22 protein-coding genes and 1 pseudogene are annotated in these 24,360 nt (G+C 43.4%); 7 read left to right on the forward strand and 16 right to left on the reverse strand.

The annotated features are described in order from the left end of the window. The 4 genes and pseudogenes from VM932_RS07295 to VM932_RS16750 all read right to left on the reverse strand — a co-directional run. Nucleotides 1-216: pseudogene (locus tag VM932_RS07295) on the reverse strand (hypothetical protein); the annotation flags it as partial. Nucleotides 217-318: 102 nt separating this feature from the next. Beyond that, the gene (locus VM932_RS07300; protein ID WP_326278134.1) at nt 319-528 is read right to left on the reverse strand and encodes a hypothetical protein; all 210 of its coding nucleotides are present in this window, start codon (nt 526-528) and stop codon (nt 319-321) included. 41 nt (nt 529-569) lie between these two features. Further along, nucleotides 570-956 (reverse strand): metal-sensing transcriptional repressor, encoded by a 387-nt coding sequence (locus VM932_RS07305; protein WP_326278135.1) that lies wholly within the window; start codon nt 954-956, stop codon nt 570-572. A 136-nt stretch (nt 957-1,092) separates the two neighbouring features. Continuing rightward, nucleotides 1,093-1,326 (reverse strand): ArsR family transcriptional regulator, encoded by a 234-nt coding sequence (locus VM932_RS16750; protein ID WP_428979724.1) that lies wholly within the window; start codon nt 1,324-1,326, stop codon nt 1,093-1,095. Between the two features lie 325 nt (nt 1,327-1,651). Here VM932_RS16750 and VM932_RS07315 point away from each other — a divergent pair, with 325 nt between their 5' ends. Then, on the forward strand, nt 1,652-1,903 hold the full coding sequence (locus tag VM932_RS07315; RefSeq protein ID WP_326278136.1) for a hypothetical protein: 252 nt from the start codon (nt 1,652-1,654) through the stop codon (nt 1,901-1,903). A gap of 239 nt (nt 1,904-2,142) precedes the next feature. On the opposite strand, the gene VM932_RS07320 is transcribed toward VM932_RS07315, so the two are convergent. Beyond that, entirely contained in the window at nt 2,143-3,840 is a 1,698-nt protein-coding gene (locus VM932_RS07320) for an AraC family transcriptional regulator (RefSeq protein WP_326278137.1), read from the reverse strand. Nucleotides 3,841-4,182: 342 nt separating this feature from the next. On the opposite strand from VM932_RS07320, the gene VM932_RS07325 reads away from it, so the two are divergent. The 5 genes from VM932_RS07325 (at nt 4,183) to VM932_RS07345 (ending at nt 7,496) form a co-directional block, all read left to right on the forward strand. After that, a complete protein-coding gene (locus VM932_RS07325) occupies nt 4,183-4,479 on the forward strand; it encodes a hypothetical protein (RefSeq protein ID WP_326278138.1) in 297 nt (98 codons plus the stop codon). Beyond that, nucleotides 4,479-4,739: a hypothetical protein gene (locus VM932_RS07330; RefSeq protein ID WP_326278139.1), complete on the forward strand. Its 261-nt coding sequence runs from the start codon at nt 4,479-4,481 to the stop codon at nt 4,737-4,739. Before VM932_RS07325 ends, VM932_RS07330 begins: the two co-directional genes overlap by 1 nt. 5 nt (nt 4,740-4,744) lie before the next feature. Continuing rightward, entirely contained in the window at nt 4,745-5,581 is an 837-nt protein-coding gene (locus tag VM932_RS07335; protein WP_326278140.1) for a helix-turn-helix domain-containing protein, read from the forward strand. A 206-nt stretch (nt 5,582-5,787) separates the two neighbouring features. Continuing rightward, complete coding sequence (locus tag VM932_RS07340; protein WP_326278141.1) at nt 5,788-6,174, forward strand: hypothetical protein; 387 nt, start codon at nt 5,788-5,790, stop codon at nt 6,172-6,174. Between the two features lie 266 nt (nt 6,175-6,440). Then, the gene (locus VM932_RS07345) at nt 6,441-7,496 is read left to right on the forward strand and encodes an alpha/beta fold hydrolase (protein WP_326278142.1); all 1,056 of its coding nucleotides are present in this window, start codon (nt 6,441-6,443) and stop codon (nt 7,494-7,496) included. Between the two features lie 367 nt (nt 7,497-7,863). Here the strand turns inward: VM932_RS07345 and VM932_RS07350 are convergent, their stop codons facing one another. From VM932_RS07350 to VM932_RS07385, 8 genes are all read right to left on the reverse strand, one after another. After that, entirely contained in the window at nt 7,864-8,196 is a 333-nt protein-coding gene (locus VM932_RS07350) for a hypothetical protein (RefSeq protein WP_326278143.1), read from the reverse strand. A gap of 119 nt (nt 8,197-8,315) precedes the next feature. Beyond that, nucleotides 8,316-9,392 carry an alkaline phosphatase family protein gene (locus VM932_RS07355; RefSeq protein WP_326278144.1) on the reverse strand — a complete coding sequence of 359 codons (1,077 nt, stop codon included), beginning with the start codon at nt 9,390-9,392 and terminating at the stop codon, nt 8,316-8,318. Then, entirely contained in the window at nt 9,382-10,986 is a 1,605-nt protein-coding gene (locus tag VM932_RS07360) for a fibronectin type III domain-containing protein (RefSeq protein ID WP_326278145.1), read from the reverse strand. Before VM932_RS07360 ends, VM932_RS07355 begins: the two co-directional genes overlap by 11 nt. Then, the gene (gene pbfA / locus VM932_RS07365; RefSeq protein ID WP_326278146.1) at nt 10,986-12,356 is read right to left on the reverse strand and encodes a (R)-1-hydroxy-2-aminoethylphosphonate ammonia-lyase; all 1,371 of its coding nucleotides are present in this window, start codon (nt 12,354-12,356) and stop codon (nt 10,986-10,988) included. The genes VM932_RS07360 and pbfA overlap by 1 nt, the downstream gene beginning before the upstream one ends. After that, entirely contained in the window at nt 12,334-13,605 is a 1,272-nt protein-coding gene (locus VM932_RS07370) for a ComEC/Rec2 family competence protein (RefSeq protein WP_326278147.1), read from the reverse strand. Before VM932_RS07370 ends, pbfA begins: the two co-directional genes overlap by 23 nt. Nucleotides 13,606-13,607: 2 nt before the next feature. Next, nucleotides 13,608-15,203 carry an alkaline phosphatase family protein gene (locus tag VM932_RS07375; protein WP_326278148.1) on the reverse strand — a complete coding sequence of 532 codons (1,596 nt, stop codon included), beginning with the start codon at nt 15,201-15,203 and terminating at the stop codon, nt 13,608-13,610. A 94-nt stretch (nt 15,204-15,297) separates the two neighbouring features. Continuing rightward, nucleotides 15,298-16,851 (reverse strand): SusD/RagB family nutrient-binding outer membrane lipoprotein, encoded by a 1,554-nt coding sequence (locus VM932_RS07380; RefSeq protein ID WP_326278149.1) that lies wholly within the window; start codon nt 16,849-16,851, stop codon nt 15,298-15,300. A gap of 27 nt (nt 16,852-16,878) precedes the next feature. Beyond that, entirely contained in the window at nt 16,879-20,055 is a 3,177-nt protein-coding gene (locus VM932_RS07385; protein WP_326278150.1) for a SusC/RagA family TonB-linked outer membrane protein, read from the reverse strand. 282 nt (nt 20,056-20,337) lie between these two features. Between VM932_RS07385 and VM932_RS07390 the strand changes: the two genes are divergently transcribed. Further along, nucleotides 20,338-20,904 carry a helix-turn-helix domain-containing protein gene (locus VM932_RS07390; RefSeq protein WP_326278151.1) on the forward strand — a complete coding sequence of 189 codons (567 nt, stop codon included), beginning with the start codon at nt 20,338-20,340 and terminating at the stop codon, nt 20,902-20,904. Here VM932_RS07390 and VM932_RS07395 read toward each other — a convergent pair whose 3' ends face one another. The 3 genes from VM932_RS07395 to VM932_RS07405 are packed head-to-tail and all read right to left on the reverse strand — an operon-like array spanning nt 20,905 to nt 24,018. Continuing rightward, the gene (locus tag VM932_RS07395) at nt 20,905-21,579 is read right to left on the reverse strand and encodes a phosphonatase-like hydrolase (RefSeq protein WP_326278152.1); all 675 of its coding nucleotides are present in this window, start codon (nt 21,577-21,579) and stop codon (nt 20,905-20,907) included. It abuts the gene before it with no gap. Continuing rightward, on the reverse strand, nt 21,576-22,748 hold the full coding sequence (locus VM932_RS07400; protein WP_326278153.1) for a TIGR03364 family FAD-dependent oxidoreductase: 1,173 nt from the start codon (nt 22,746-22,748) through the stop codon (nt 21,576-21,578). The genes VM932_RS07395 and VM932_RS07400 overlap by 4 nt, the downstream gene beginning before the upstream one ends. Beyond that, nucleotides 22,738-24,018 (reverse strand): DUF5690 family protein, encoded by a 1,281-nt coding sequence (locus VM932_RS07405; RefSeq protein ID WP_326278154.1) that lies wholly within the window; start codon nt 24,016-24,018, stop codon nt 22,738-22,740. The genes VM932_RS07400 and VM932_RS07405 overlap by 11 nt, the downstream gene beginning before the upstream one ends. Nucleotides 24,019-24,360: the final 342 nt, after the last annotated feature.

The following is a 24,360-nucleotide window of genomic DNA, read 5'->3' on the forward strand; positions in this document are numbered from 1 at the left end:
AGGTGTCAAAAATGTAGAGTTCTTCCTATTTAGATTAACAACAATTTTTGCATAAACACAACAATTGGTCTTGATCCCAAAATAGGGTCTGATCGGGTCGAGCCAAGAAAAGGTCGAGGCCAGCCCGCTCGTACCTGCAACAAGCGCCAATACGGGGGTGATACAGCAAAATGAGCTTAACAGAGCCGCCCCCATGGCCATAAAAAGATGCTTCATTTGTTCTCTGTTTTTGGTTAACCGTCAATGCATTCTTTATATTCCATCCCTTTAAGGTCAAGAAGTTGAAAAGGGGAGTGGAACTCCCACTCCCCTCTCCCTTTACTTTTTCTTACAGCAAGCCGGGTGTTCCACTGCTGTTGCATTTTCATAGGGGCATTGTGGTGTCCCCACCAATGGGCAACCAATTTTTGGACAGTCCGGGCTTCCTTCAAGCGGACAGCTGTTATTGCTGGGTGCGGTAAGTCCATAAGCAAGTCCAGTCAAGGTCAACATTCCTGCTGCTGCAAGCACTATCATTTTGTTTTTCATGGTCTCTGTTTTTAAATTGAACAATGCCTCCAAGTTAGGGCTCAGGGATGGGGGGTGTCCAAGTTTTTTTCGGATAAATATTTTTTCATGCGAATCTCGACCCCTTCCGCTTCTTTGAGCTTTTGTGGAACATCTTCAAGGGAAAACTCAGGGAACAGCCTTCGCAACCGTTCTATATTGACCTCCTCCCCACAGTTTCCAGGGCAGTTTTGGTGTGCGGCAGATATCTTTTCCGCCATGGCCTTTCGGTACACATCGTCCAAAAGTTCAAATATGGCTTTGTCCAAAATGGCCCGGACGGCCTTCAGTTGGAGCAGGATATTCTCTGCCCGCCGTTCGTCATCCACCTGTTCCAACACGTAGTTCAACTGGCCCATGGCCGTTTTGATGGATACTTTGATGTCCTTGGTCAAATCTGAAGAGATCATAACGCTTCTGTTGTTTTCCTTTCGTCCAATATTTCAAAAAAGGGCATGAACAGTTGCTCATATTCCCCCGCAAGGGAGTAAAAAATGGTCTGTGCATGTCTTTCCCTTTCAAGTAGCCCTCGATCCTTGAGCTTTCTCAGGTGCTGCGAACCGCCGGGACCGTCATCCCAAGGATGTCACTGAGATTGCATACACAGAGCCTTTCCTCCCCATGGAGCAGATACAGGATCTTCAATCGAACTTGGCTGCCCGCCAGTGCAAGTCCGTTGGACAGATGTGCGAACGGGCCGCTGAGTTCTTCAACGCTCTCCCTGCAACGATCGATCTGCTCCGCATCTGCTTGTTGTCGTATACAGGATATGTTGTTCATAACATAAAGATAGGTAAAGATATTATTTAAGCAAATACTTAAATAAAAGTTCACTTGATTAATGGTTTATCTTGCTTTGGCAGAATTTCTAAATAATTAAACCCATTTAAACTTTCTTGGTTTGAATTTTTCAATGCTATTATTATAAATGATAAGAAGTTGAATCCTTTCTTGCTTTCAATGGTCAGATCGAACCGGTTGAGCAGCGACCTGAAACTGTCAATCCATGCGTTGGTGTGTTCAACGGCATATCTCTGGTCTTAAAGTCCTGGTCAAAATATTTGTTCCTTTTACACTCTGCCGTTACGTTTGTTGAAACATATGTTTGGCATTGATGTCCCTTCTGGCACAGGCCGAGCGAAAGTTCTTGGAGTCGAATCCCGCCGTTTTTATGTCCGCTCTGTCAAGGGTGGCGGTGACCAATGCCCAGCGGACACAGGACTGGAACGAATCGGTGTTCACCTACAACAAAATAATCCAGACCTATCGAAGCTACCAATATGACCAAATTGAGGTTCCCAGGGTTGCTGTTCAGGAAAGAGCAGATTTTGTACTGAAGTCGATCAATTCCAAGTGAACCATCGCCAGTAACAAATCCTTTCATCAAAGCATCCCCCTTTTCTGGAAGGTAGCAGTGGTTCAGCAACCCAATTTTCCCAGAGAGGGATTGCAGTGAAAGGCCCTGAATCCTTGCCATCAGGCCTTGCAACGAAAAAGCCCGGCCCCGAGGGGACACGCCCAAAAAATACCCTTGTTGTGGTATTTGTATACCGCCCTTAGGGCATAGTTCCATGGACAACTGGTTATTATGGCCTTCTACACGGTGCTCTGTTTTGCCTTTAGGCGCTCCATAAAGAACATCGGGGTGATGCCCACCCGGGATTTAAAGGCCTTGACAAAGGTGCGTTCACTGTTGAACCCCGCCTCCCCGGCCAGGGAACTATTGCTGTAATGGGCCAACTTTCGGTCCTGTTTCATTTGTGCAATGATATGGTCCACCCTTAGGTCATTGATATATGCCATCACGCGCTTTCCCTTGTAATGGGTAATGATCTGGGAGAGGTATTTCCCGTTCACTTCGGCCTGGACCGCCAATTTGCCCGCGGACATCTTTCGGTCCAGAAAGTCCCGACGGCCTTCAAAACGTTCCAGACGGGCCAACACCGCATCGATTTTCTCCTGGGAAATTTCCAAAGAGTGGGAAGGAACAATATGGCTTTTTTCCATTTTCCGGGCAGGCGGGTTTTCCCCGGAAAGTATGGCCTCGAACCTTTTTTGGTACAGCTTCCGGCTGCGCTGGTAGCGCCAGACCAACCATAGCGACAGGATTGACAACAGCACCGCTGTTGCAATCCCGATGTTCTTCTGCCGCTCCCTGACCTTCAAAATTCCTTCCATCTGCTGTTTCTCCCGTTGCATACTTTTCAGATCGTAGCCATCCTTGATAGTATCGTCCAGATATTGGTGCTGTTCGTGCAAAAAATCAATGGCCTCGATATGCCGCTCCAAATAGGTCAACTGCAGGTCGGGCCTTTCCATGACACCGTAGTATTCAGCCAGGTAGCTATAGGCCCCCAGCAGTTCCGCTTTGATGTAGTTCCGCTCCCTAAAATGGGCATCAACCTGTTTAAAATATCCCACGGCCCTTTCCCATTGGTTCGATTCCCAATGGCAGCGCCCAAGGTAAAATTCGGTCAGCACCTCATTGGCAAAATCATTTCCTTTCTGTCGTATCAATCGAAGACTACTGTCCAGGTGTACGATGGCCATGGGATAGTTCCCCTGCAGGGCATAATTGATTCCCTCGGACTGCACAAAATACCTGTTCAAGCCGAGATACCCCAGCCTTTGCCCCTCTTCCATGCCCAAGGTATTGGCCTTACGGCTTAGGCCATAGTTTTCCATCTGCTGGTGACAACGTCCGAGCAACAATAGGGAATTCAGGTACCCGGGCACGCTATGGGCCTTAAAATACGCCAGACCTTCATCAAGCAGGGCGACGGCCTCATCATAATGTTCGGTGTAATATTTCACCAGGGCAATATTGTATTGAAGCTTATGGTGCAGGTATGCATCATCGGTACGGGCCAGGAATCCATCGGCCATAAGGTAATTTTCCAGGGCCCGTTTGTACTTTTTTTCGCTGTAGAACACAATCCCCTTGGTGAGATAGGCCGACCCGATCAAAGCAGTGTCCTTGGCAGCTCTGGCGCTAAGGACCATACTGTCCGCATAAGCCAGTCTACCCTTTCCCAAGGAACGATGCAGATAGTTTTTATAGCCTTGTACCCGTTGGGATTCATTGTTTTCTTTTACAGCCTTTTCCAGATAGGCCTTAAGATAGAGTTGTTGTTGGATGGTATCCTGCCCTGCGCGCTTGATCCGCTCAAATAGGACCGGATATTCGAGTCCCAGAAGGGAATCGGGATTGCCCAACGGATGCTGGGCACATAGGGTGCCCATACCCATGAGGAACATCAATAGGGTCAGTCTACCAATCTTTGGTCGTTGCATGGCTATAGAACTAAAAAGGGGGAACCATGGTACCTCCATCTTCGGGGAACGGACCGGCGATACACCGGCGTGGACGATGGAAGGGCGATATCCTTCGAAGATAGTATAAATTGTGGGTTTTCACTTACATAACCTGAAAAAAGCAGCTATGACGATTTCAGGAAAGGCACCCGTCCTTTTCGGGAAATCACCGAACAAGCCCTTGCGCCGATACCTTGATCGCCCCTAGTTTTACATCGAATTCAACCCTTAACACCTCCGTAGCAACGGCGGTCAGCAAGGTTCAGATTACCCGGGTGAGCATGGACCGATTCAATTATTGGTCAATTAAAATCCATTACAATGAAACATTCCTTTTACACCTTTGCCCTGGCCATATGCACCCTTGTGGCCTGCACCCCCGATAACCTCAATGATGACTATCCACTAGGGGATAGCCTCTCTTCACCATCAAAACAACAGTTGCCATTGCAACCAATGGCCCATGACACCGACTCGGTCATCGAAGATGAGGACTGGGACCTGTCTATCCCCAATGCTGTTGGGAAGCCACAGGATATTATACGACATCTGGCCAATCCCGATTTCGATTCCATAGCCCCCATGCCCGAGGCCGAACCCTTTAGTCTGGAAAACTGATGGAATCCCGTGACCGTTCACAACGAAAATGGCAGCTCCTTGGGCCCATGGTCCTGATGACCATCAACCTATGGGCCATTTGGATTGTCATTGAACTGTTCGGTTACGATCAATTGGTCGACCATTTCAATCCGGAAGGCATTACCAAACGTGTTCATCCCGGAAAACCGGCCCGGCTCTTGTTCATCAGTGTGCTGTGCAACCTTTTCCCAACGCTAAGCACATTGTTTTCAAAACTCATGGATATCGGGGAACGTTGATTCTTTTGGAACGGTCCGACTACCGTGGAAAGCGACAGATAGCGGGGCTGGTTATCCTTTTTTTCAAGGATAGTAAGCAAGTAAGTGCAGTCCATACCCATTTTGACAGGCTGCACGCCCTGCTGTTCCTGGTCAAAAAAGGGAGGGTACAAATAGTAATCGAGCAAGTCGCCCATAGGCTATATTCCGGACGACCACTTTTACTGCCCCGAGGTAGGAACTGGTTCCTCCGGCTATCCCTTTCCCCTATTGAAATGGGCATTGTTGGCCTTGATCCAAAGCAGCTCCATGGAGATACCAACAGGGTATTCCCCAGAACCCTATTTCAGCATTGGGAGCGACAGACCCGCACGATTTATCTTAAAACCAAAGAGCTCCTTTGGTTGTTCAAACTCTTCAAGATCCATCCAACCACTCCCTCCCCTGCCCATGGGATTGCCCTGCGGTACGGGCTTTACATGCTATTGTGGGAACTGGATCGTTTGGTCCAAAAAGAAAACCCTTTGACCTCGATCATGAACACCTCCGGACATTTTTTGGTATTGCAATTCATGGAATTGCTTACGCGCCATTACGGCTCGCAGCACCAAGTAGCTTTTTATGCCAAGCGTCTTCGGGTAACATCGGACCACCTCACCAGGGTCCTCAAAAACAATACGGGACGTACGGCCAAGTACCATATCCAGCAGCTCTTGATGGAAGAGGCCAAAGTACTGTTAAGCGGCCCGAGATCCATCAAGGAAATTGCCTATCAGCTCGGGTTCAACACTCCCTATGCGTTCAGTAAGTTCTTTAAGCGCAATGCATCCGTATCCCCGACTTCCTACCGTAGCAGATATTAGGCCCACAAAAGATCTTGACCTCACTTTTCAACTGGCGAGCTTCGCGGAGTTAGAAGGGTTAAGGGAACAGCTGATTGAAAAAGGATTTACACAAAGCGAAGAAGACATCGTGAACTATCGGTTTCGATATGAAGATTTGAAGGTTGATGTAATGTCCACTCAAAGTGTAGGTTGGGCTCCATCCAACCCATGGTTTGCTAAAGGTTTTGAAAAGCTATGACCAAAACCTTGGACAAAGTAGTCATAAAAGTGTTACCACTACCCTACTTTGTTGCTACAAAAATGGAAGCTTTTTTGACAGGGGAATCAAAGATATTTACGCCAGCCACGATTTAGAGGATATAGCCTATCTATTTAACTACACCTCAACTATTGATGGGCAACTTCTTGCATCTGAAAAAGAAGTAAAACAATTCTTGGTCAAGAAGCTAAGTACCTTCAAAAATGATAAGACTATCTTAACCGCGATTCGTGGAAGCTTATATTACGAACAGGCTGATGAACGAATGGAAATCATCCAGAAGGGAATTCAAAACATAGCCAATGACTCACAATGGTTACTTTTAATTAGATCAAGGTTTTATGCGGCGTAGGCTTTCTGTAAAATTCCTACATTTAGGCTTTACAGCCTCCCGAAAATTTATTGTCGTAACATGTGTAATGCTTGAAAAATGGCATCAAAATTCTGTACTCTCAACCAATTATCAGTGAGTGACAAAGAAAGAAAGGTATATATAAATTAAGTTGTACTTTGTATATGAAAAATTTAAAAACTCAATATTTACTTTTTTTTGTTCTGCCTTTTTAAACTAGTTGTAGTGCATTTAACAACTAAATTGTGAATAACAGCCATATGACTATGGAAAAATCATTATCCATTCTAATCCTTTTAGTTTTGCCTTTTTGCAATATTCATGGCCAAAACAAAAGTGATTCAAATTATAATAGTGAGTTTATTGAAGTCAACGGAATCAAAACTCATTACCTAGATTTTGGAGGAGAAGGTTTACCCATAATCCTCGTTCATTCAGAAGCGTGGAGCGCATTTACTTTCCAAAACTTTGGGCAACTTTTGACTGAACATAATAAGGTTCTTGCTATTACCCGATCTGGATATGGTGATTCCGGTATGGGGGATTATGATGTAGAAAGCCAAGGAAACCACTTGATCGCTTTTGCCGATGCAATGAAAATTAAAAAGGCTGTATTTGTTGGTAACGCTTCGGTCACTGCCGAACTCACTTATTTAGCTGAAAATTACCCTCAAAGGGTAGCGGGGGTAATTTACTTAAACGGTTTATCGGTGCCATGGATAAAAGAGAATTATGAAGACCCAACTCATGCCTTTGAGATGTTCTTAAGAGCAAGCCCAAGTTCTAATCCGGAAAAAACCGATTTTTTGACTATCAATAAAGCCAGAAGATCTTACCGGCCGAAACATTACATATCCGATTCCATTAAAATAAATGTTCCTGCTCTTGCTATTGTATCAAGAAATGGAAGACAAGGTTCGGAAAAAGGCCTTGGTGCATTAGTATATGTGGGATCTCCTCTTATGGAGGATGTAAGAAACGAAATTGCTCCCTCTCGCACCAGGGATATGTTAGACCGACTAGCTGATGACCCATCATATAGACGGGCAATACTTTCTACTATCCAAGACTCTATTGCAAGAGAATATTTTTTAGAATTGGACAGCGACACCGTCAAACAAAAAAGGATGTACCAATACCATATGCAGGTTGTTTACCCCGCCATACTTGAAGCCCAGGACAAACTCATAAACGCTTATGGTGATAATATAAAGCTGCAAAAAATAGAGGTTGCCCAAATTGTGGGATACGAGTATAGGGATTCCCCTGAACTAATTATTGATCCAATTCTAAATTTTATAAACCACTTGAGCACCAAATAAGGGAAAACCAACTCCCCGGGAAGGCGCACAATCCCTTGAAAAGCGTAAGCTCTGCTTTAGGTTAAAAATAAAACTTGGGCATATAAAAACTTATCGGACAAACATTGCTCAATAACAAAATCCATTGAACGGCTATTTGAGTCGGAATTTGCCCAATACGCCCTCCCAATTTATCGATAAATTTTCTGATACAGCATCGGAAATCGGACCTTATTTTTCCCTTCAATTATTTTTGGTAATCCTTTTTTAAGCAGTCGTTCCCACTCAGGTGGAATGACTTGATTTTAAAAGGCTTTGCAAACCATCTTCTATTGCTTAAGTATGTGAGGATGAAATTCAAACACTAAAGACGATTCGTCCTTAAATCCTATCCTTTAAAATTTATTTGTAGCACCTGCTTTTTCTTAATTGCTGGATACAATGGATTTAAGAATTTTATTCCTTTGTATTCTTCACTATGGTCATAAAACAAGATTCTTTTTGCATCATTTTGTTGCTCCTCCTCATCTTGGAAATTGATTAAGGCTTCTGCTAGTTTGTTGTATTTTGGATGATTCTCAAATCTAGATAACAGTTGTTGGGCAGCTTCAACTAAGTATTGTTCATATTTTTGTAAAGGTTGCTGTGCAATGGTAAAGTTGGCACCAGAATAGGTATATGTTCTTTTACCTTCAGAAAGTGGTGCATCGAAGCCTATCACTTTATCTCTAAATACTTTAATGTCTTCACGTAATGTTCATTCTGAAACTTTATAGAAAAGGCACAGTATCAAAACCATGCCTTTCATACAACTTAAACTAAATAAAATCCACTTGTTTTCTATAATTTCATGGGAATGCGATTTATCCCTTTGGGAAAAGGAATTCGCATATATTGTAGTATGGTAGGTGCAAGCTGATTGGAGTACAACTGCTCTTCCCTATCTATTTCCCCTTTGGGTTTAATGCCTTTTCCAAAAGCGATCATCCAAACCGCACCGGCTCCTTTTATATCACTTCCGTGACTTCTCCAGGTATCCAATGGCTGTGTTCCCCTCCCATGGTCGGTGGTGATCAAAAACACGGTTTGGTCCTTGTAGAATTCATCTTGTCGGGTAAATTCCCAGATTTCTTCAATTAGGCCGTCCGTATTATTTGCAGATTTAAGATACGCTTGGTAATCGCCATCATGGGCAAAATCATCCGTTTCCCCGTAGGAGATATAGACCAGCTTTGGGTGCTCCTTTTTCATGTGCTCCAAGGCATAATGATGGGTGAAGGCATCCAATCGCACCGAGCCCCATGGACTTGGTATTTGCTCCTGAAGTTGGTTCAAGAACCTTTCCCTTTCGTTCAAATTTTCTGTGGCAGCTTCAAAACCTGCATTTACGGGAATCCCGGAACGTTCTTCGTTGATGATGAACGGAAACACGTCCCAACTGCCAAAAGCGGCTACTTTGCCTTTTCCTTCGGGAGTGTTATTGTACCGTTCCAAAACAGTAATGTTGGGGTTTGGTATTTTATCGTTGCTCCGGATGTTGCCATCGTCGGCGGTTCCCGTCAAAATTTCGTTGTAGCCCGGATAGGAAAACCACATGGAGTTGGTCAAGTTTACCTTGCTGCCCAACTTTCGGTTGCCATGGATTTGCCCCATCTTTTCCACTTGGCCCCAGATAAATGGCAATAGCGCTTCCCTTCTTTCTTTGGGGGTATCTCTCCAGAATGCCTCCTTTAACATTTCAGCATTATGGACATAATCTTTATTGTCGATCAAAAGGGAATCGGCTCCGGTGAACAATTCCTGCCAACGGAAACCATCCAAAGTGATCAATATCACTTTGGTTTCTGTTTCATTTTGCGCATGGCTATTGAATATTGCCGCAAAAGCAGCTATCAAAAACAAAATTCTATTTTTCATTTTCCTGTGGTGTTTTAAATGTAGCTGTTTCGGACCAATCGCTCCAGTTCAGGTTTTGATCACGATACCGAACCCTCCAATAATAGGTAGTATTGGGTTGTAATCGATTGGTTCTTTCATCGGTCAAATCGTCCTCTTTTTGACGGTTTTCCATGTAATACCAGTTTTCGAACTGTTTCCAGCTGTCCAAGTCCAACTTTTCAAAGTCAGGAGTTTCGGACATCTGCCAATGGGCGGCAGCATGAAAAGCACTACTCAGCGAACTCGAAAACCCATCTGCTTTCAACACGGCAAATTCGTCCTTCACAATTTCATTGTGCTTTGGGGAAACCACTGTTGGGGCATCGGGTTTTTTCTCCAATCGCCAAATGGTAATACTGTCCCGAAGCTCGTTCTGTCTAGACTTCACATTGTTTCCCTGACTAATTCTTTTAACGGTAAATTTAGGGTCGTTTCGGTTACCATCCACCTCCACCATGACAAAACCGTATTCATCTTGGGTAACAGTAAACTCATCATAGTCCCTGCCTTCAAACTCGCCCCAATTGTCTATGGCACCACCTGCCGAGGCCACATTGATCCACAAATGCTTATGATCACGGGACTGACCACGCGAATACCCATGGGTGTGTCCAAAAAAGTGGATACTTGGCTTTCCTGTTTTTGTGGAAAACTCCTCGAGCATTTTCACTACTTTTCCTGTCGATTCTTCCTCCCCTGGAATCCACAACTCGGATTTGTGCGGATGATGCAATTGGGCGAACACAAAATCAATGTCATTGTTCTTTTCGGTATCGGCCAACACTTTCTCCAACCATTCATATTGTTCGCGAAGGTCACGGTAACCCTCGTTGGAATTCAATCCTATGATTCGGGTGTTACCATAATCCTTGTACCACCAATGTTCGGCATAAGCAGCTGTTCCGTTTTCCGGAAGATTAAAATATTTAAAGTAAAAAACCGAATTTCTCTCATGATTTCCCAAAACGGGATATACGGGCACCTCGGCAAAGAGTTTTTTTGCGGGGTCGAAGAAGTGTTCTTTCCATTGATAGTATTTGCTTCCCGTAGAAACCAGGTCCCCTGGAATCAAAACCATGGCCAAGTTATCAGGTAGCTTGCCTCCATGCTCCTTTTCCAAATACTGAAGTACACCTTGGTTCACGATTTCCGAAAACTTGTTGGGGTGTTCACTATCATATTGCATATCGCTCATCGCCACAATATTGAAGGATTCTTCGTTACTTGAAAACGGTGGCGTCTTGAACTGGAAAATGTCCGACCGTACCTTTCCTGTTTTTACCCGATAATAGTACTCCGTAAAGCGTTTGAGTCCTTCCAATTTAACGGTGTGGACCCTAGAATCGGAAAAATTGATATCCTCTGCCTTTCCAGAGGTTTTTTTGCCCAGTTTTTTAGTGGGCCCCCATTCCACGATGCTTTCTTCCCCACTAGTGGTCTCCCACATGATCACAATGGAATTGGGTTCTGCATCCTGAAGATAGGGCTGCACTAAAATTTGGGGTTCGGTTTGGGCGGTAAGCTCCATCAGACCCAAACAGAATACGATGAGTAATTGGCTGATTTTTTTCATTAGGCTATGGTGTTGGTTTTTAAAAAGGCGCAGTTCAATATTTCAAAGGCTTTCCCTAGTTCTTCCCTGGTTATGGTCAATGGAGGCGAAAGTTGGAGCACATTTCCTTTGGAAACCTTAAAGCTCAATCCTTGCCTTAGGCATTCGTACATGATTTCTTCGGCTTCGGCCGTTGCTTTTTCCTTAGTGGCTCTATCGGACACCAGTTCAATGCCCCATAAAAGTCCCACGCCACGCACATCCCCGATCAAGGAATATTTACGGTACATTTTATAAAGGTTCTTCCGCATAAACTCTTGGTCTTCCTTTACTTTTTGAAGAATTTCTTCATCTTCGAGCACTTCCAATAGGGTTAATCCCGCTATGGAGCCCAACGGACTTTTTTCATGGGTGTAGTGTCCAAGTGAGATGTGTCCGAACTTGTTGTATTCTTCACGTGTAACAAGGGCGGCTTGCGGAATGATTCCTCCGCCCAGACCTTTACCTAAACATAGAATGTCCGGTTCAATATCAAAAAGCTCATAGGCAAACATGTTGCCCGTGCGTCCGAAAGCGATGGGGATTTCATCCAAAATCAGTATCACCCCATGCTTGTCGCACAACGCCCTTGCTCCTTTCCAGAATTTTTTTGATGGGATCTGAACATCGGTATTACGGATGGTTTCCGCCAAAAACGCCCCGATTTGAGAATCTTTCTCCAAAACATATTGCAGATATTCCAAGGCTTTTTCCTCATTACCTTCAAAAATACCGCGATAGGTGATTGGGGGCGGAATACGCTCCACACCTGGCATTAATGGCCCCATATGTTCCTGAAAAACGGACTCGCCCCCTACACTTATGGCATCCAGAGAAGCCCCGTGGAACGAATCCCAGAATGAGACTACTTTATGTTTTCCTGTTACGGCCCTTGCCAATTTTAGGGCAATTCCAATAGCAGAACTACCATTGGGAGTAAGCAAAATACGGTCAAGGCCTTTGGGAGTATATGAGGTTAGTTTTTCCGCAAACCGAATAGCGGTCTCATTGGCATATCTTCGGGTGGAGAAGGTAAGGCTTTGTAATTGCTCAGTTAAACGCGACACCATTTTTGGATGGGAAAACCCAATTTGATGTACGTTGTTCCCATGAAAATCCAGATATTTTTTTCCTGAAATACTTTCAATGTACGAGCCTTCACAATTCTGGAGCACATCCAAGCATGGTGTGGACATGGATTGATGCATAAAGTACTTGGCATCTCTTTCCAATAGGTTTTTGGTTTCTTCGCTCACCTCGTTTTCCAACCATTCGTTCCGAGCGGAAGTTAGGTTGATGTCACCTTCCACAACAGAATCTACCTTGTGCCTATCGTGCTTTGTATGGGCCATGTTCACTTATTATTTTTCTTTCTTCCATGGTGTCGTCCAACACATATACCTTATAGGTGTCGCCATTGTTGTACACCCGAACAACTATATGCCCGTTCTGGCTTTTGTATAGATCCAACCTGCCGCCAATCACATCTTTTGTGCCTTGCAGCATAATGGTCGAGAAAATATCACGGTCACCAGGGTATAGTTTTTTTGATGTAATCCTTCTGAGGACCTCCTCCCCCGGGTGGTCGGCCGTCCAATTTTGCTGAATCCATACCCTAGGGCGAATCGTCCGCACATAAAATGGGTTCTGTGAATCCCGATTGCCGTGATGATTCAATGTCGCCACATCCACAGCGCCGATAACGGGTGCCACATAAGACTCCAATGCATTCATATCGGTTTGCCCAAAACCATCTATTCCCGAGATATCACCGCCCGTATAATAATTGAATTTACCATAATCTATTCGGATGACATTGCTTAAAGGATTTTCCCCGGGATATTCCCCTTTTTTAAAAAGGGCGTAAAAAGTATCATCATATCCTGTCCAAATATTCCCGTTGGATGCTATGTTCTGGACAGAGAATCCAGGATAATCCTTTGGATTGTTCTGTAATCTTATTTGATTGTTGCTACCAATAACCAAAGCTTCATTTACAAGGCCCGCTTGCTTTGATTGAACCTGGATAAACTTCCAATATTCCTCCAAGGTAGGAACCATTCCGTAGGCATCCTTGGTGAATCGTTCTTTGGATTGTACTTGCTCGTTGGTTAGATCGATAGGATAATCAAAACCACGGTCGATCAATGTTTTAATCGGAATCAAAGTGCCCACCTCCATGATTCCCGTAAGTTGATAGCCCCCTGGAGCTAATTTGCGCAAGGAATCGACCTCTCCAAAGTGATCATCATGGTAATGGGTTATCAATGCGTAGTCCAACTTTCGTTCTAGCTTATTGGGCAGGAATTGATCGATATAACCCACAATCCATTCAGGTGCCGTTTTGGACCTGTTCGGTACCAATTTTGCATTTCTCCTAGATGTTGTCCTTGGATGTGTTTCGGACATATCGCCGGCATCCACCAACATAGTTGTCCCATCGGGAAAAACCATAAAAGCCGCATCGCCCCTACCTGTGTTGATGTGATGGATATCCAAAAAACCGGGTCGCCACTCGGGCAATTGTTGTTTTTGCCCATGTGAAAGCTGCACCATTAAAACAATGAGCAGTACAAAGGATTTTTTGAGGTTTGGATACATACTTATTTTGCTCTATACAACTGATTTGCCGGAATAATTTGTTTTGGGATGTCAGGACCGGAATATTTTACATCCAAATGATAGCCTCCGCCACCATTAAAAAACGTAACGCGTACCAAGTGCCTTCCTTCGGATAGTTCCAAAGAACCGCTGCGCTCCACAACGCCATGGCCACCATCGTTGTCTACGATTTCGATACCGTCTACATAAAGCTTGCTGCCATCGTCGCTATTGGTGAAAAAACTATAGTTTCCGCTTTCGATTACTTCCAAATAACTTTCAAAGACCATAGCTACTTGTTCTTGTGGCAAATCGTGGGTCAGTGCTTGCTTATGGGAAAACTCGATGACATCACCTTCATAAATGGGCTTCAACGATGTAAAATCGGGCAGTTTTTCTATGCCGCTCACCTGATACATCTTAAATTTGACTGGGTCTTGTTTGCTCTCCGATACAATTCTAAAATTACCCTCTGTAACCGTACTCACCAACTGATCATTCTGAAAGATACCTGCTTTGATAATGTTGGTTTGTTTCAAATAAAAAGTGTCTTGGTAGACTAGGCTATTTTCCAATGTTGGTAGGTTGTTTCCAATGGTGTACCGAATCTGCCCCACATTATTTGGATTTTGTATCACCACGGCAACAGAATCTGCTTTAAAAACTCCCCCAGCTGGTTCAAAATAGCCAGCATCCGGAAAAATTTTTGGCGCGGTTATCCGCTCCTTTCGCCCATAAATCAGTTTTGGGGCTTCTTTTCCGATAAAAGCGCCTTTTACAGGTCTGCCTATCCAAGCTTGCGGTGTTTGCAAGGCCATCGCATAGGCAACGGTCGTTGCATTGTCATATTGATACACGGTTTCTTCCATTTTGTAGCCCTTTTTGATGCCTGCTCCGTACAAAATGAATGGTATTTCCATTTCGGCCAGGCTTTCCCCTCCATGACCAAAGCCCAATCCTCCGTGATCAGCCGATACAATGAACATGGTTTTTGCGAAAATGCCTGCTTCTTTTGTGGCATCCACAATTTTAGCAATCAAGGAATCCGCTTTTTCCACGGACTTATAATAATCGGGGGTACCGTGGCCCTGGGCATGACCTGCGTGATCAACATGATCCAAATGCACAAAAGTGAACGTCGGCGTATTTTTTTTGATGTAGTCCACTGCGGCTTGGGTCGTCTTGTCCTCATGGTCTCCATCTATATCAAAATCAACATCCTCTTTTTCGAACAAACGTCCAAAACCGTCCCAGTCGTAGATGGCGCCCACATGCGCTTCTGGCTGTTGGTCTTTAAATAGTGTGAATATGGTCGGAAACGTCCCATTTTCGGTAACTACGACTGGAGGTAGTTGGTGGTCGAACTTTTCCCAACCATTCGAAGTTACTCCATGTTGTTCGGTATCGGCTCCCATGATCATACTGGCCCAGTTGGAACTGGAACTGGACGGCATCACAGATCTGGCATGCATGGTTGCCGCCCCATTTTGAATCATGGAATCCAAGGTTGGTGTATTTGCTTTTTGAATCCCGTCGGGACTCATACCATCTACCCCAATAACAATGATATGTTTTATACCGAAATCCTTCTTTTCCATATCTGGATTAGCACATGACCATAGGGATAGAACCCCTATGGTCAGTACTAAAACAAATGGTATGCTTGAAAAGTTTGGTGATTTTTTTGTGTCCTTAATCGACATCCCACCACAACTTTGTGTTGATATTGTCCCCTCCCATACGGGAAACGGCTGCATTATAGTTATCCTCATTTGTGGATTTTACCGAGTTGGGATATTGGAAACGCACCGGAACCTGACCATCATTAACAGCATCTGGACCAGGTACCACTTCCGGCATACCGGTTCTTCTCCAATCTGACCAACCTTCAAAACCTGTATAGAAAAGTGAAATCCATTTCTGAAGGGCAATTTTACCCAACTTTTCATCGGCAGTTCCAGTATAGGCCACAGCTGCCTGTCCCAAATAGACATCAAGGTCAGTGGCCTGCATGGCTGCAGCAATTTCTGACCAGCCGCCAGCAGTAACCCTTGCAGTATAATATTCAAAGGAAGCGCGAATCCCGTTCTCATAATAGGTCGCGGCATCCCCGACGGAAATCCAACCCTGCTCCCTAGCCTCTGCCAATATAAACTGAAGTTCGGAATAGCTCATGATGATGGTCTGTGAAGCCGTAGCCGATGCTTGCTCAGGATTACAGGCCCTACACGCCAAAAGTATCCCCAATCTTGAAATAAAGTTTGAACCGGCTTCATCCGGGTTACCCGATGGACTATAGCCAAGTGCCGCTTCGTCATCCAATCCGTTTGGCATTCCTACATAATCAGCAAAATCCTCAGAAAAAATGCCTTTTCCCGAAGCAGTCGTTGGCTGGGCAAAAACATATAACCTATTATCATTCAGCTCCTTAAGACGTGTTTCCAACGTTTGACTCAACCTAACCTCATCAAAACTACCACTACGGGTTTCATATTTGGGCTGTGGATTGAGGGAGTTCCATTGTACCATAGCGATATCCTCATTACTTTCAAAGATGGGATATGCCGTAGGATTTCCTACTATTTGGGCCATTCCGGCAACGGCGGTTGCATTGTCCACATCACTGATGCGCATCAACAAACGCAACCTTAAAGAGTTTGCAAACTTTCTCCATTTTAAAATATCCCCACCGTAGAAAATGTCCCCGGAAATATTGGATTCATCCGTCAGCACAGCGTTTGCGGTCTCCAAATCCGCCAACATACCCGCATAAATATTGGATTGTGGATCAAAGACCGGAGTAACATTGCCCTCACTGATACCCTTCGTAGCTTCTGAGTAAGGAACATCTCCATAAGCATCCGTTACATAGGACATAATCCAAGATTTCATGATCAAGGCCACACCATAATAATTTTGGGCTTCCATATTGTCCTTGGTACTTCTAATTATATTTTCTACGTCCCTTAGCGAAGCATATGCATCATTGTATGGATCTCCAGAGGGTGACCAGTTATAGGTGTCTCCACTGGTGAATTGAAGACGGGCTCCATACTGCACCACTGTAAAACCTTCTTCCCAACCTTGGCCACCCCAGTTATAGGCCATCTCCCTCTGAATTCCCGGCAACAAAAGATCTGGTTGTGCGGATGCAGGAAAGTTTGGGTTTATATTGATTTCGTCAAAATCTTCCGTACACCCAAAGATGAAGGAAAGTGCGAACATTGATAAGATTATTTTTTTCATAATATTTGAATTTATTCTGATGTTCTTTTAAAAGTTTACCTGTAGGTTAAATGTGAAAGACCTTGTACTAGGATAGGACATATTCTCGATTCCGGGCTGCAATGTTCCTCCGGACACCCCAACAACTTCAGGGTCAAAATGTGGGTTATCGGTCCATAACAATAAATTTCTACCTGTTAGGGAAAATCTTGCATTCGAAATCGGAAGCTTATCGATTATTCTTTTGGGAAAGGAATAGCCCAAGGTAACTTCCCGCAGTTTGGTATAGGAAGCGTCATATTTGGCCGCTTCCACGTTATCCCTTTCATAATACCTATTGTTATAGGTTCTTGCATCGACATTGGTAGTATTGGGAACGTAAACCGGATTTTCACTAGTACCTGTATTCACGACTCCTTCCGCAACAATTCCTGTCTCCCTACCTTCCAAAGTTTCCATTAATTGTCCTGAAGTACTTCCTATTGTTTTGGTCCTAGACACTACTATCCCTCCTTGTCTTGTGTCCAGAAGAAATCCAAAATCAACATTTTTATATCTAAAGCTATTTTGAAAACCCAGTGTAAAATCCGGGGCATAATCCCCTTGGTACACCAAATCATCGGTACGAATAGGGATTCCTTGATTATTTACGATTTTTTGACCGAAGAACTCGCTATTGGGGTCTTCCACCCTTTGAAATCCTCTACCATAAATGGCACTGATGGATCCCCCTTCCCTAGCCTGGATAAACGCTCCGTTGGCACTGGTAAGGGTAAAATTCACTCCGCCCAAATCCTTAACCTCACTCTGATTCGTGGAAAAGTTAAAAGTGGAAGTCCACTTAAAATTATCCGAGAGCACGGGCACAAAACTCGCAATTGCCTCGAATCCATAATTACGCACCTCCCCTGCATTAATCAACTGGCTGGAATATCCACTGGCAATATCAGTACTGATGTTGATGATCTGGTTCTTTGTTGAACTGTCATAATAGGTAAGATCAAAGTTCATTCTGCTTTGGAAAAACCTCAAATCCAAACCAAACTCGTAAGAAGAGGTAATCTCCGGTTTCAAATCCGCATTAGGTATCAAGGATGACTCCGTTAAAATGGGGGTTGAACCATCAAAAGGTCTTTCATTTTGATAAAAACTACGCAATCGGTAGGGATCGGTATCGTTACCTACTTCTGCATATGCAGCCCTAACTTTAGCAAACGTAACCCATTCCGGCATTTTAAAAATGTCACTGGCTATGGCACTTAGGGTAGCAGAAGGATAGAAATAGGAATTGTTGTCCGATGGCAAGGTGCTAGACCAGTCGTTTCTTCCCGTCAAATCCAAAAAGATTTTACTATCGTATGCAAAACGCGCATATCCGTATAAACTATTGATACGTTTTTCATAATTATTGGAGGAAACCTGTACGGCCTGTCTGGAATTATTGAAGGAATAAACCCCTGGGTTGATCAATTGGGGAGCAACACTTTTGGTGAAATCCTGTTTTTGTCTTAAGATATTACCCCCACCTGAAATGTTCACATTCCATTTTTCATTGAAGGTTTTGTCATAGCTCAACAGAAAGTCCGTATTGCTTTCCTCAAAGAAAATATTATCCTCTTGATAGGTTCCAAATGGAAATCGCTGTGTACTGAATGCCCTTTTTCTCTCCCTGAAATCACGATAAAAATCACGTCCCGAACGCAGTAACAACTTCCAATTATCGGTTATATCATAGGTAAGGCTGATGTTTCCAAAAATACGATCCTTGTCCTGGGCATTGGTATTCTCATACATCGTAAAGTACGGATTGTCATGATAATTATAGTTATAATTGAATTGTTGAATTCCTTCAAGACCCGGTTGCCAATAATCCCTCAAATTATTTGTGTTCAATTGTCTACCGTACCAGATAAAAAGATACATGATACTTTCCGTGCCATAACCCACGGCCGGTCTGTTATCGCTATCCGTTTTTACATAGTTGATGTTGGCATTGACCTTTACCTTTTCCGATACATTGAGACTGCCTGAAAAGTTCAAGGAGTTTCTTTCAAGATCTGTGTTGGGAAGTGTGCCTTCCTGATCCAAGTTCTGAAAGGACAAACGCATATTCCCCATTTCACCTGATTTGGAAATGGCGATACTGTTGGTTTTTGTAATTCCGGTTTCAAAGAAATCCTTGGTATTATCAGGATTGGAAACCCAAGGAGTAGGCGATATTGGCGCATTGCTTACAAATGTGTCACCACCTCGTGTTCCGTCCGCCCTTGGAGAATCAAACTGGGGAATCAAAAGTCCGGTATCCAACCTTGGACCCCAGCTTTCATCCACACCATCGGCAATTCCTGAACCACTGCCGTCCACGAAGGCAAACTGCTGATTATTACCTTGACCGTACTCATTTTGCCAATCCGGTAGCATGAGTACATTATCAATGGTCACACCCGTGTTAAAGGAAACACCTAGTTTACTTCCTTGTGACCTTCCTTTTTTCGTGGTAATGATTATGGCACCATTGGCCGCCCTGGCCCCATAAAGTGCTGCTGCTGCAGGACCTTTTAGCACGTTTATGGATTCAATATCCTGTGGATTGATTTCAGCCGCACCGTTACCATAATCCACACTTTGGGTTCCGGAACCGCTAGATCCGACAATTTCATTACTGATTGGAGTACCATCAACTACGAACAACGGTGAGTTTCCATTGATGTTCAGGGAAGCATCTCCTCGTATGGACACTCTGGCAGACCCTCCCAGACCTGAAGGACTGTTGGTAATCTGTAAACCAGCAACCTTACCAGACATACTATTAAGGAGGTTTGGTTCCCTTGCCTTCACCACATCATCATTGTCCAATTCCTGGGAAGCGTAACCTAAGGATTTTTTTTCACGTTCGATACCCAAAGCGGTCACCACCACTTCATCCAATTGTTGCGAATCTGGCTGCAAAACAACTGTTGCCGATGTCTTTCCTACTGTTACCAGTTCCTTTGGGATATATCCTATATAGGATATGACCAAGGTTTCCCCACCTTGTGGAAGTTCTATTTCAAAATTTCCATCAAAGTCTGTGGCGGCCCCTATTGACTTGCCTTTTACAACCACCGATGCTCCTGGCAAGGGTATGTTGTTTTCGTCAACTACCTGACCTGTAAAAGCAACTTGGGAGTAACCCATGATACTTACGGTGAAGGCAATTAAAAACGTTAAGATTGAATTTTTCATTTGTTGAGTATTTGTAAAATTTGGTTAATTATTTATCAACAAATATCCAACACAAGAGTTAAGGCATGCCTTTAAACAGATTAAAAAAACGATACGGAAAAGTTAAAAGAAATAGCGCAATGTTAGGTAAACATTATTTACAAATACTCAACTTTTATAAAAGCCTGTCTGCTTCGATTTTAACAAGATATCCTAGTATTTCAGTGGATTAATGGATATTTTTATTGATCTTGAACCATCAAAAAATATTATAAATACTAAAATTCAACAACCTCAATAAAAATGGAAGATTACCTCATCGGTATTGGAAAAAGAATCAAGCAAATTCGTAAGAACAATAAAAAGACCATTAACGATGTTGCGATCAATGCCGGAGTAACGGCCGGGCTTATTTCTCGAATTGAAAATGGGCGAACCATTCCCTCCTTACCTGTTTTTTTGAAGATTGTGGGAGCCTTGGAAATGGAGATGACCGACTTTTTCGAGGGTATTCCCAGAGCACACGGTCAGGTTTTTTTAGTGACCCGTAAAAATGAACAATCCATCATCGAGAAAGAAGACGAAGCGGTCGGATTTACCTACAACTACATTTTTGGAAAACAATTGAACTCCGTGGGTTTTGAAAGTGTGCTTTTGGAGGTGCAACCCAACTCAGAACGTGACAAGGTGATAACTGATGCTTTTGAGTTCAAATATATTTTAACGGGAGAGTGCTATTACGAGATAGGTGACCAAGAGGTGCTGCTCAAGGAAGGGGATTCCATTTTTTTTGATGGCAGAATCCCCCATGTGCCTATCAACCGAGGAAAAGTTCCCTCCAAAATGTTGGTGGTCTATTTCTTTATTTGATCAAGGAAACAATACTTCTTCCAGATCAGCCAATGAATCCAAAATCATTGATGGTTCAGCGGTTGCCAGTTGTTCGCGGGTCTGCGCACCGGTAAGTACACCTACTGTCCATCCACAATTCGCGTTTTTCCCTTCTTCAATATCGATGGCTGAGTCTCCAGCTTTCAAAACATTTTCGGATTCGGTGACACCGAACATCTCCATGGCTTTATCAATCATTTCAGAAGATGGTCTTCCCCTTACCACATCATCGGCCGTAATCACAGCATCAATTTGATTGCCTGCGACCCAACCCAATTTGTCCAAAAGTGATTGCGCCGTTTTTTGGTCGTATCCTGTATTTAAAACAATTTTTACCTCTTTGGATCTCAGTGTTTGGAAAAGTTCTTCCACACCATGGTAGGTGGTTACATCAAGATTGGTGTAGGCCTCTTCCAACATTCCTTTAAAATCCTCAAAAACCGCATTGGCGTCGACCCCGGTTGTCTTGGTTTCCTTCAATATATCGGAAATGGCCTTGAACTTTTCCTTACCGGCACCAAACCCCAGTACGGTATCCAGAGAAACCTCAACACCGTGTTTGGCCAAAGCGGCCTTAACTGTTTTGTAAACTACATTGTCCTCGTTCACCGTAGTGCCTGCCATATCAAAAACTGCCAATTCTATTTTTTTCATAATTTGATTTTCTGCTTATTAAATATAGTTGCAACATTCTTCTTTGAGAACCCTGCACTGCCCGTCATTCCCTTTCCGCCGATTCCTGTTACAATATGAATATTATCGTCAATGGTTTTTTGAAAAATATCGCTGTTCTTACATTGTGAGTATATCCCGTACCACCTTTTCTTGATTTGATAGGTGGGCAGGTCGATTATTTTATTGGCCTCCCCAATCATAAAATTGTCAATATCCATATCCAGGTCATAACCCAACTCTTCAATTTTGGCGGCATCGGCATATTGATGTGAATCTCCGAGAATTATCGAACCATCGGCTGCTTGTTTAAAAAGAATGTGCACTCCCCATTTTTTCTGAAGACTGTCCTTTGGCTCATTTTCCTTGATTCTTGCAAAAGATGGACATTCGTGAAATGCTTCGTACCTCCTAATGGACCATCCCGTTAAGATGGACCCCTTTAATTGATAATTCCCTTGCGGCTTGGTCTGCATCATCTGTAGTTTGGATACTTCCAAATCACTAGCTGCAAAAATTTGAGGATATAGATTTTTAAAATCCGAACCATTACAGATAATTACCTGTCTTCCAAAAACTTCTTCGTTTTTTGTGTTTTGTACGGAAACCCATTCCCCGTTGGGTTCGCAAGAGACTACTGGAAAATCAAACTTGAGATCCAAATCCTTCTGGGCAACCAAGTATTCTTGAAGTTTATGGATCATGGTTCGTGGTTCCACGGTTACTTCATCTGGGAAAAACAATCCCGCCCTTACATAATCGGTTCGCAATCCGGGGTAACGCTCCAAACATTCTTGTTTGGTGAGCATTTTGGATGTATAATTGTTTCCGCTATTTATCGCTCTAAGCTCAATAAGCAATTGCTCCTCTTCTTCATTGGAGGCCAAATAGACCGATCCATTTTGGCGGATACTGATATCGAACTGGGATTGAATTTCTTTATAGATTCGAAGACTTTCACGACCAAATTTTTGCCATTTGGAATTCATTCCCGAAGGCACCACTTGCCCAAAATTCTGCGTGGTAGCTCCCTTAGGATAGGCATCCTTTTCCACCAAACAAACTTTTAAACCCAATTCCAATGCGTGGTAGGCGTGAAAAGTTCCTAAAATACCGCCACCTACAATGACGGCATCATATTTATTGTCCATAATCCAATTGTTTCTTGGGTTCCTCCGCCTTGCTGAGAGCGGTAAAGTGAAAATACAATATCAGAGTACTACAAATACCTATAAAAGCGACGGCGTACGTACCGTACACAAAAAATTTAAGCCACGACAAACTCGTCTGTCCAAAGTTTTTATAAAGCAGTACCAAAACGCTCCCCACATAACCAAAGGCATCGGCAATATAAATAAGGAAACCTGAATTCCCCTTTACCTTAAAGGTGGCAATAAAGCGATCAAAAAATAGACAGTTGAACGGCACATAACAAATATAGAGTCCAAAACCAGTACAAACCATCCATATAAAAGGGTCCAAAATCCCAACTTGAAACATTAGGGTGCTCCCGGCCAAAACCACTGTTCCCAAAATAAGAAGCAAATGATAGGTAAGCAAGGCTTTAAAATTATCCTTGATGTAAAAAATGGTGCCAATAATCAAGAGCACCACAAGGGCAATGATAATCTCTGAAGTCGAAAATACGGAAACGTCTCCACGGTACCCGATACTGTCCCAAAGTTCACGGGCAAAGTTGTCCCTAAAATCCCGAAATGCAGTCAAAAAAGTGTAAAACACTATGATGAGAAGCAAGGGGAACATAAATTTTTTCACCAAGTCCTTTCTTTCCCGGGCAGTCATGGGGATACGCTCAGTTCGGTTGGCAATATCCCCTGTAGTCGGCGGAGGAACGCGTTGCAACATAAAAGAGCACAACAAGAGGGGAACAAAAAAAAGGGCTCCTGTAACTGAAGGCATCCAAAATTCGCCAACACCCCAAAATTGCATTACATAAAGCCCTACGGATTTCACCACACCGCTGGACACAATAAAGCTGGCAGACAACACCACGCCCAAAATATCGGTAAACCGCCTGCCCTCAATATAAGAAAAAACAATCCCCCAAATCATTCCCAAAGGAAAACCATTGAGGAACATAAGGGGAATATTGTATGGCGCGGGCACCCAGGCAAAAAGCACTAAAGATACCTCAGCAAAAAAGACCAGGGAAATCAAATACATTAACCTACGTTTGGGCGTAAGCTCCGAGATGACCTTGATTCCAACAAACTTGGAAAGAGCATAACCCAACACTTGTGCAATGACCAACAGAATTTTGTAATCGATCCCCATGAATGCCAGTCCATCAAAAGTGGCAACGGAGAAAGGCTTTCTAAAGGCGTACATGCAAAAATAGGTGCCAAAGGCGGCCAAAGAGGCATGCAGGAGAAAGATTACGTTGGATTGTTTTTTGGACATTGCAATGATGTGTCAAAAAAGTTTACAAATACTAAATTTATTTTTCAAATTACTCACTTTTATTAAGAAGAACGGCTATTTCCAAGATTAAAAAAACGTTAGTTTAAATGTAAAATGTTAACCCATAGCAAATTTGAACTTGATTAAAACCACCAATCAACAGATTTCAGGGCATCTTCACTCAGTAATGAATAGGATGATCCAAACTCCTAATTGAATTGTTGGATGGAAAACCTGACAAAGTATACCTCCCTACAAAAATTGAACATAGCAAAACATAAACCAACAGTTGAACAACAGGCTTCCAAGACAAATCTTGCGTTTTTATGGTTCTCTGTATCC

This window comes from Flagellimonas halotolerans, from assembly GCF_035818535.1.
Classification (GTDB): domain Bacteria; phylum Bacteroidota; class Bacteroidia; order Flavobacteriales; family Flavobacteriaceae; genus Flagellimonas; species Flagellimonas halotolerans.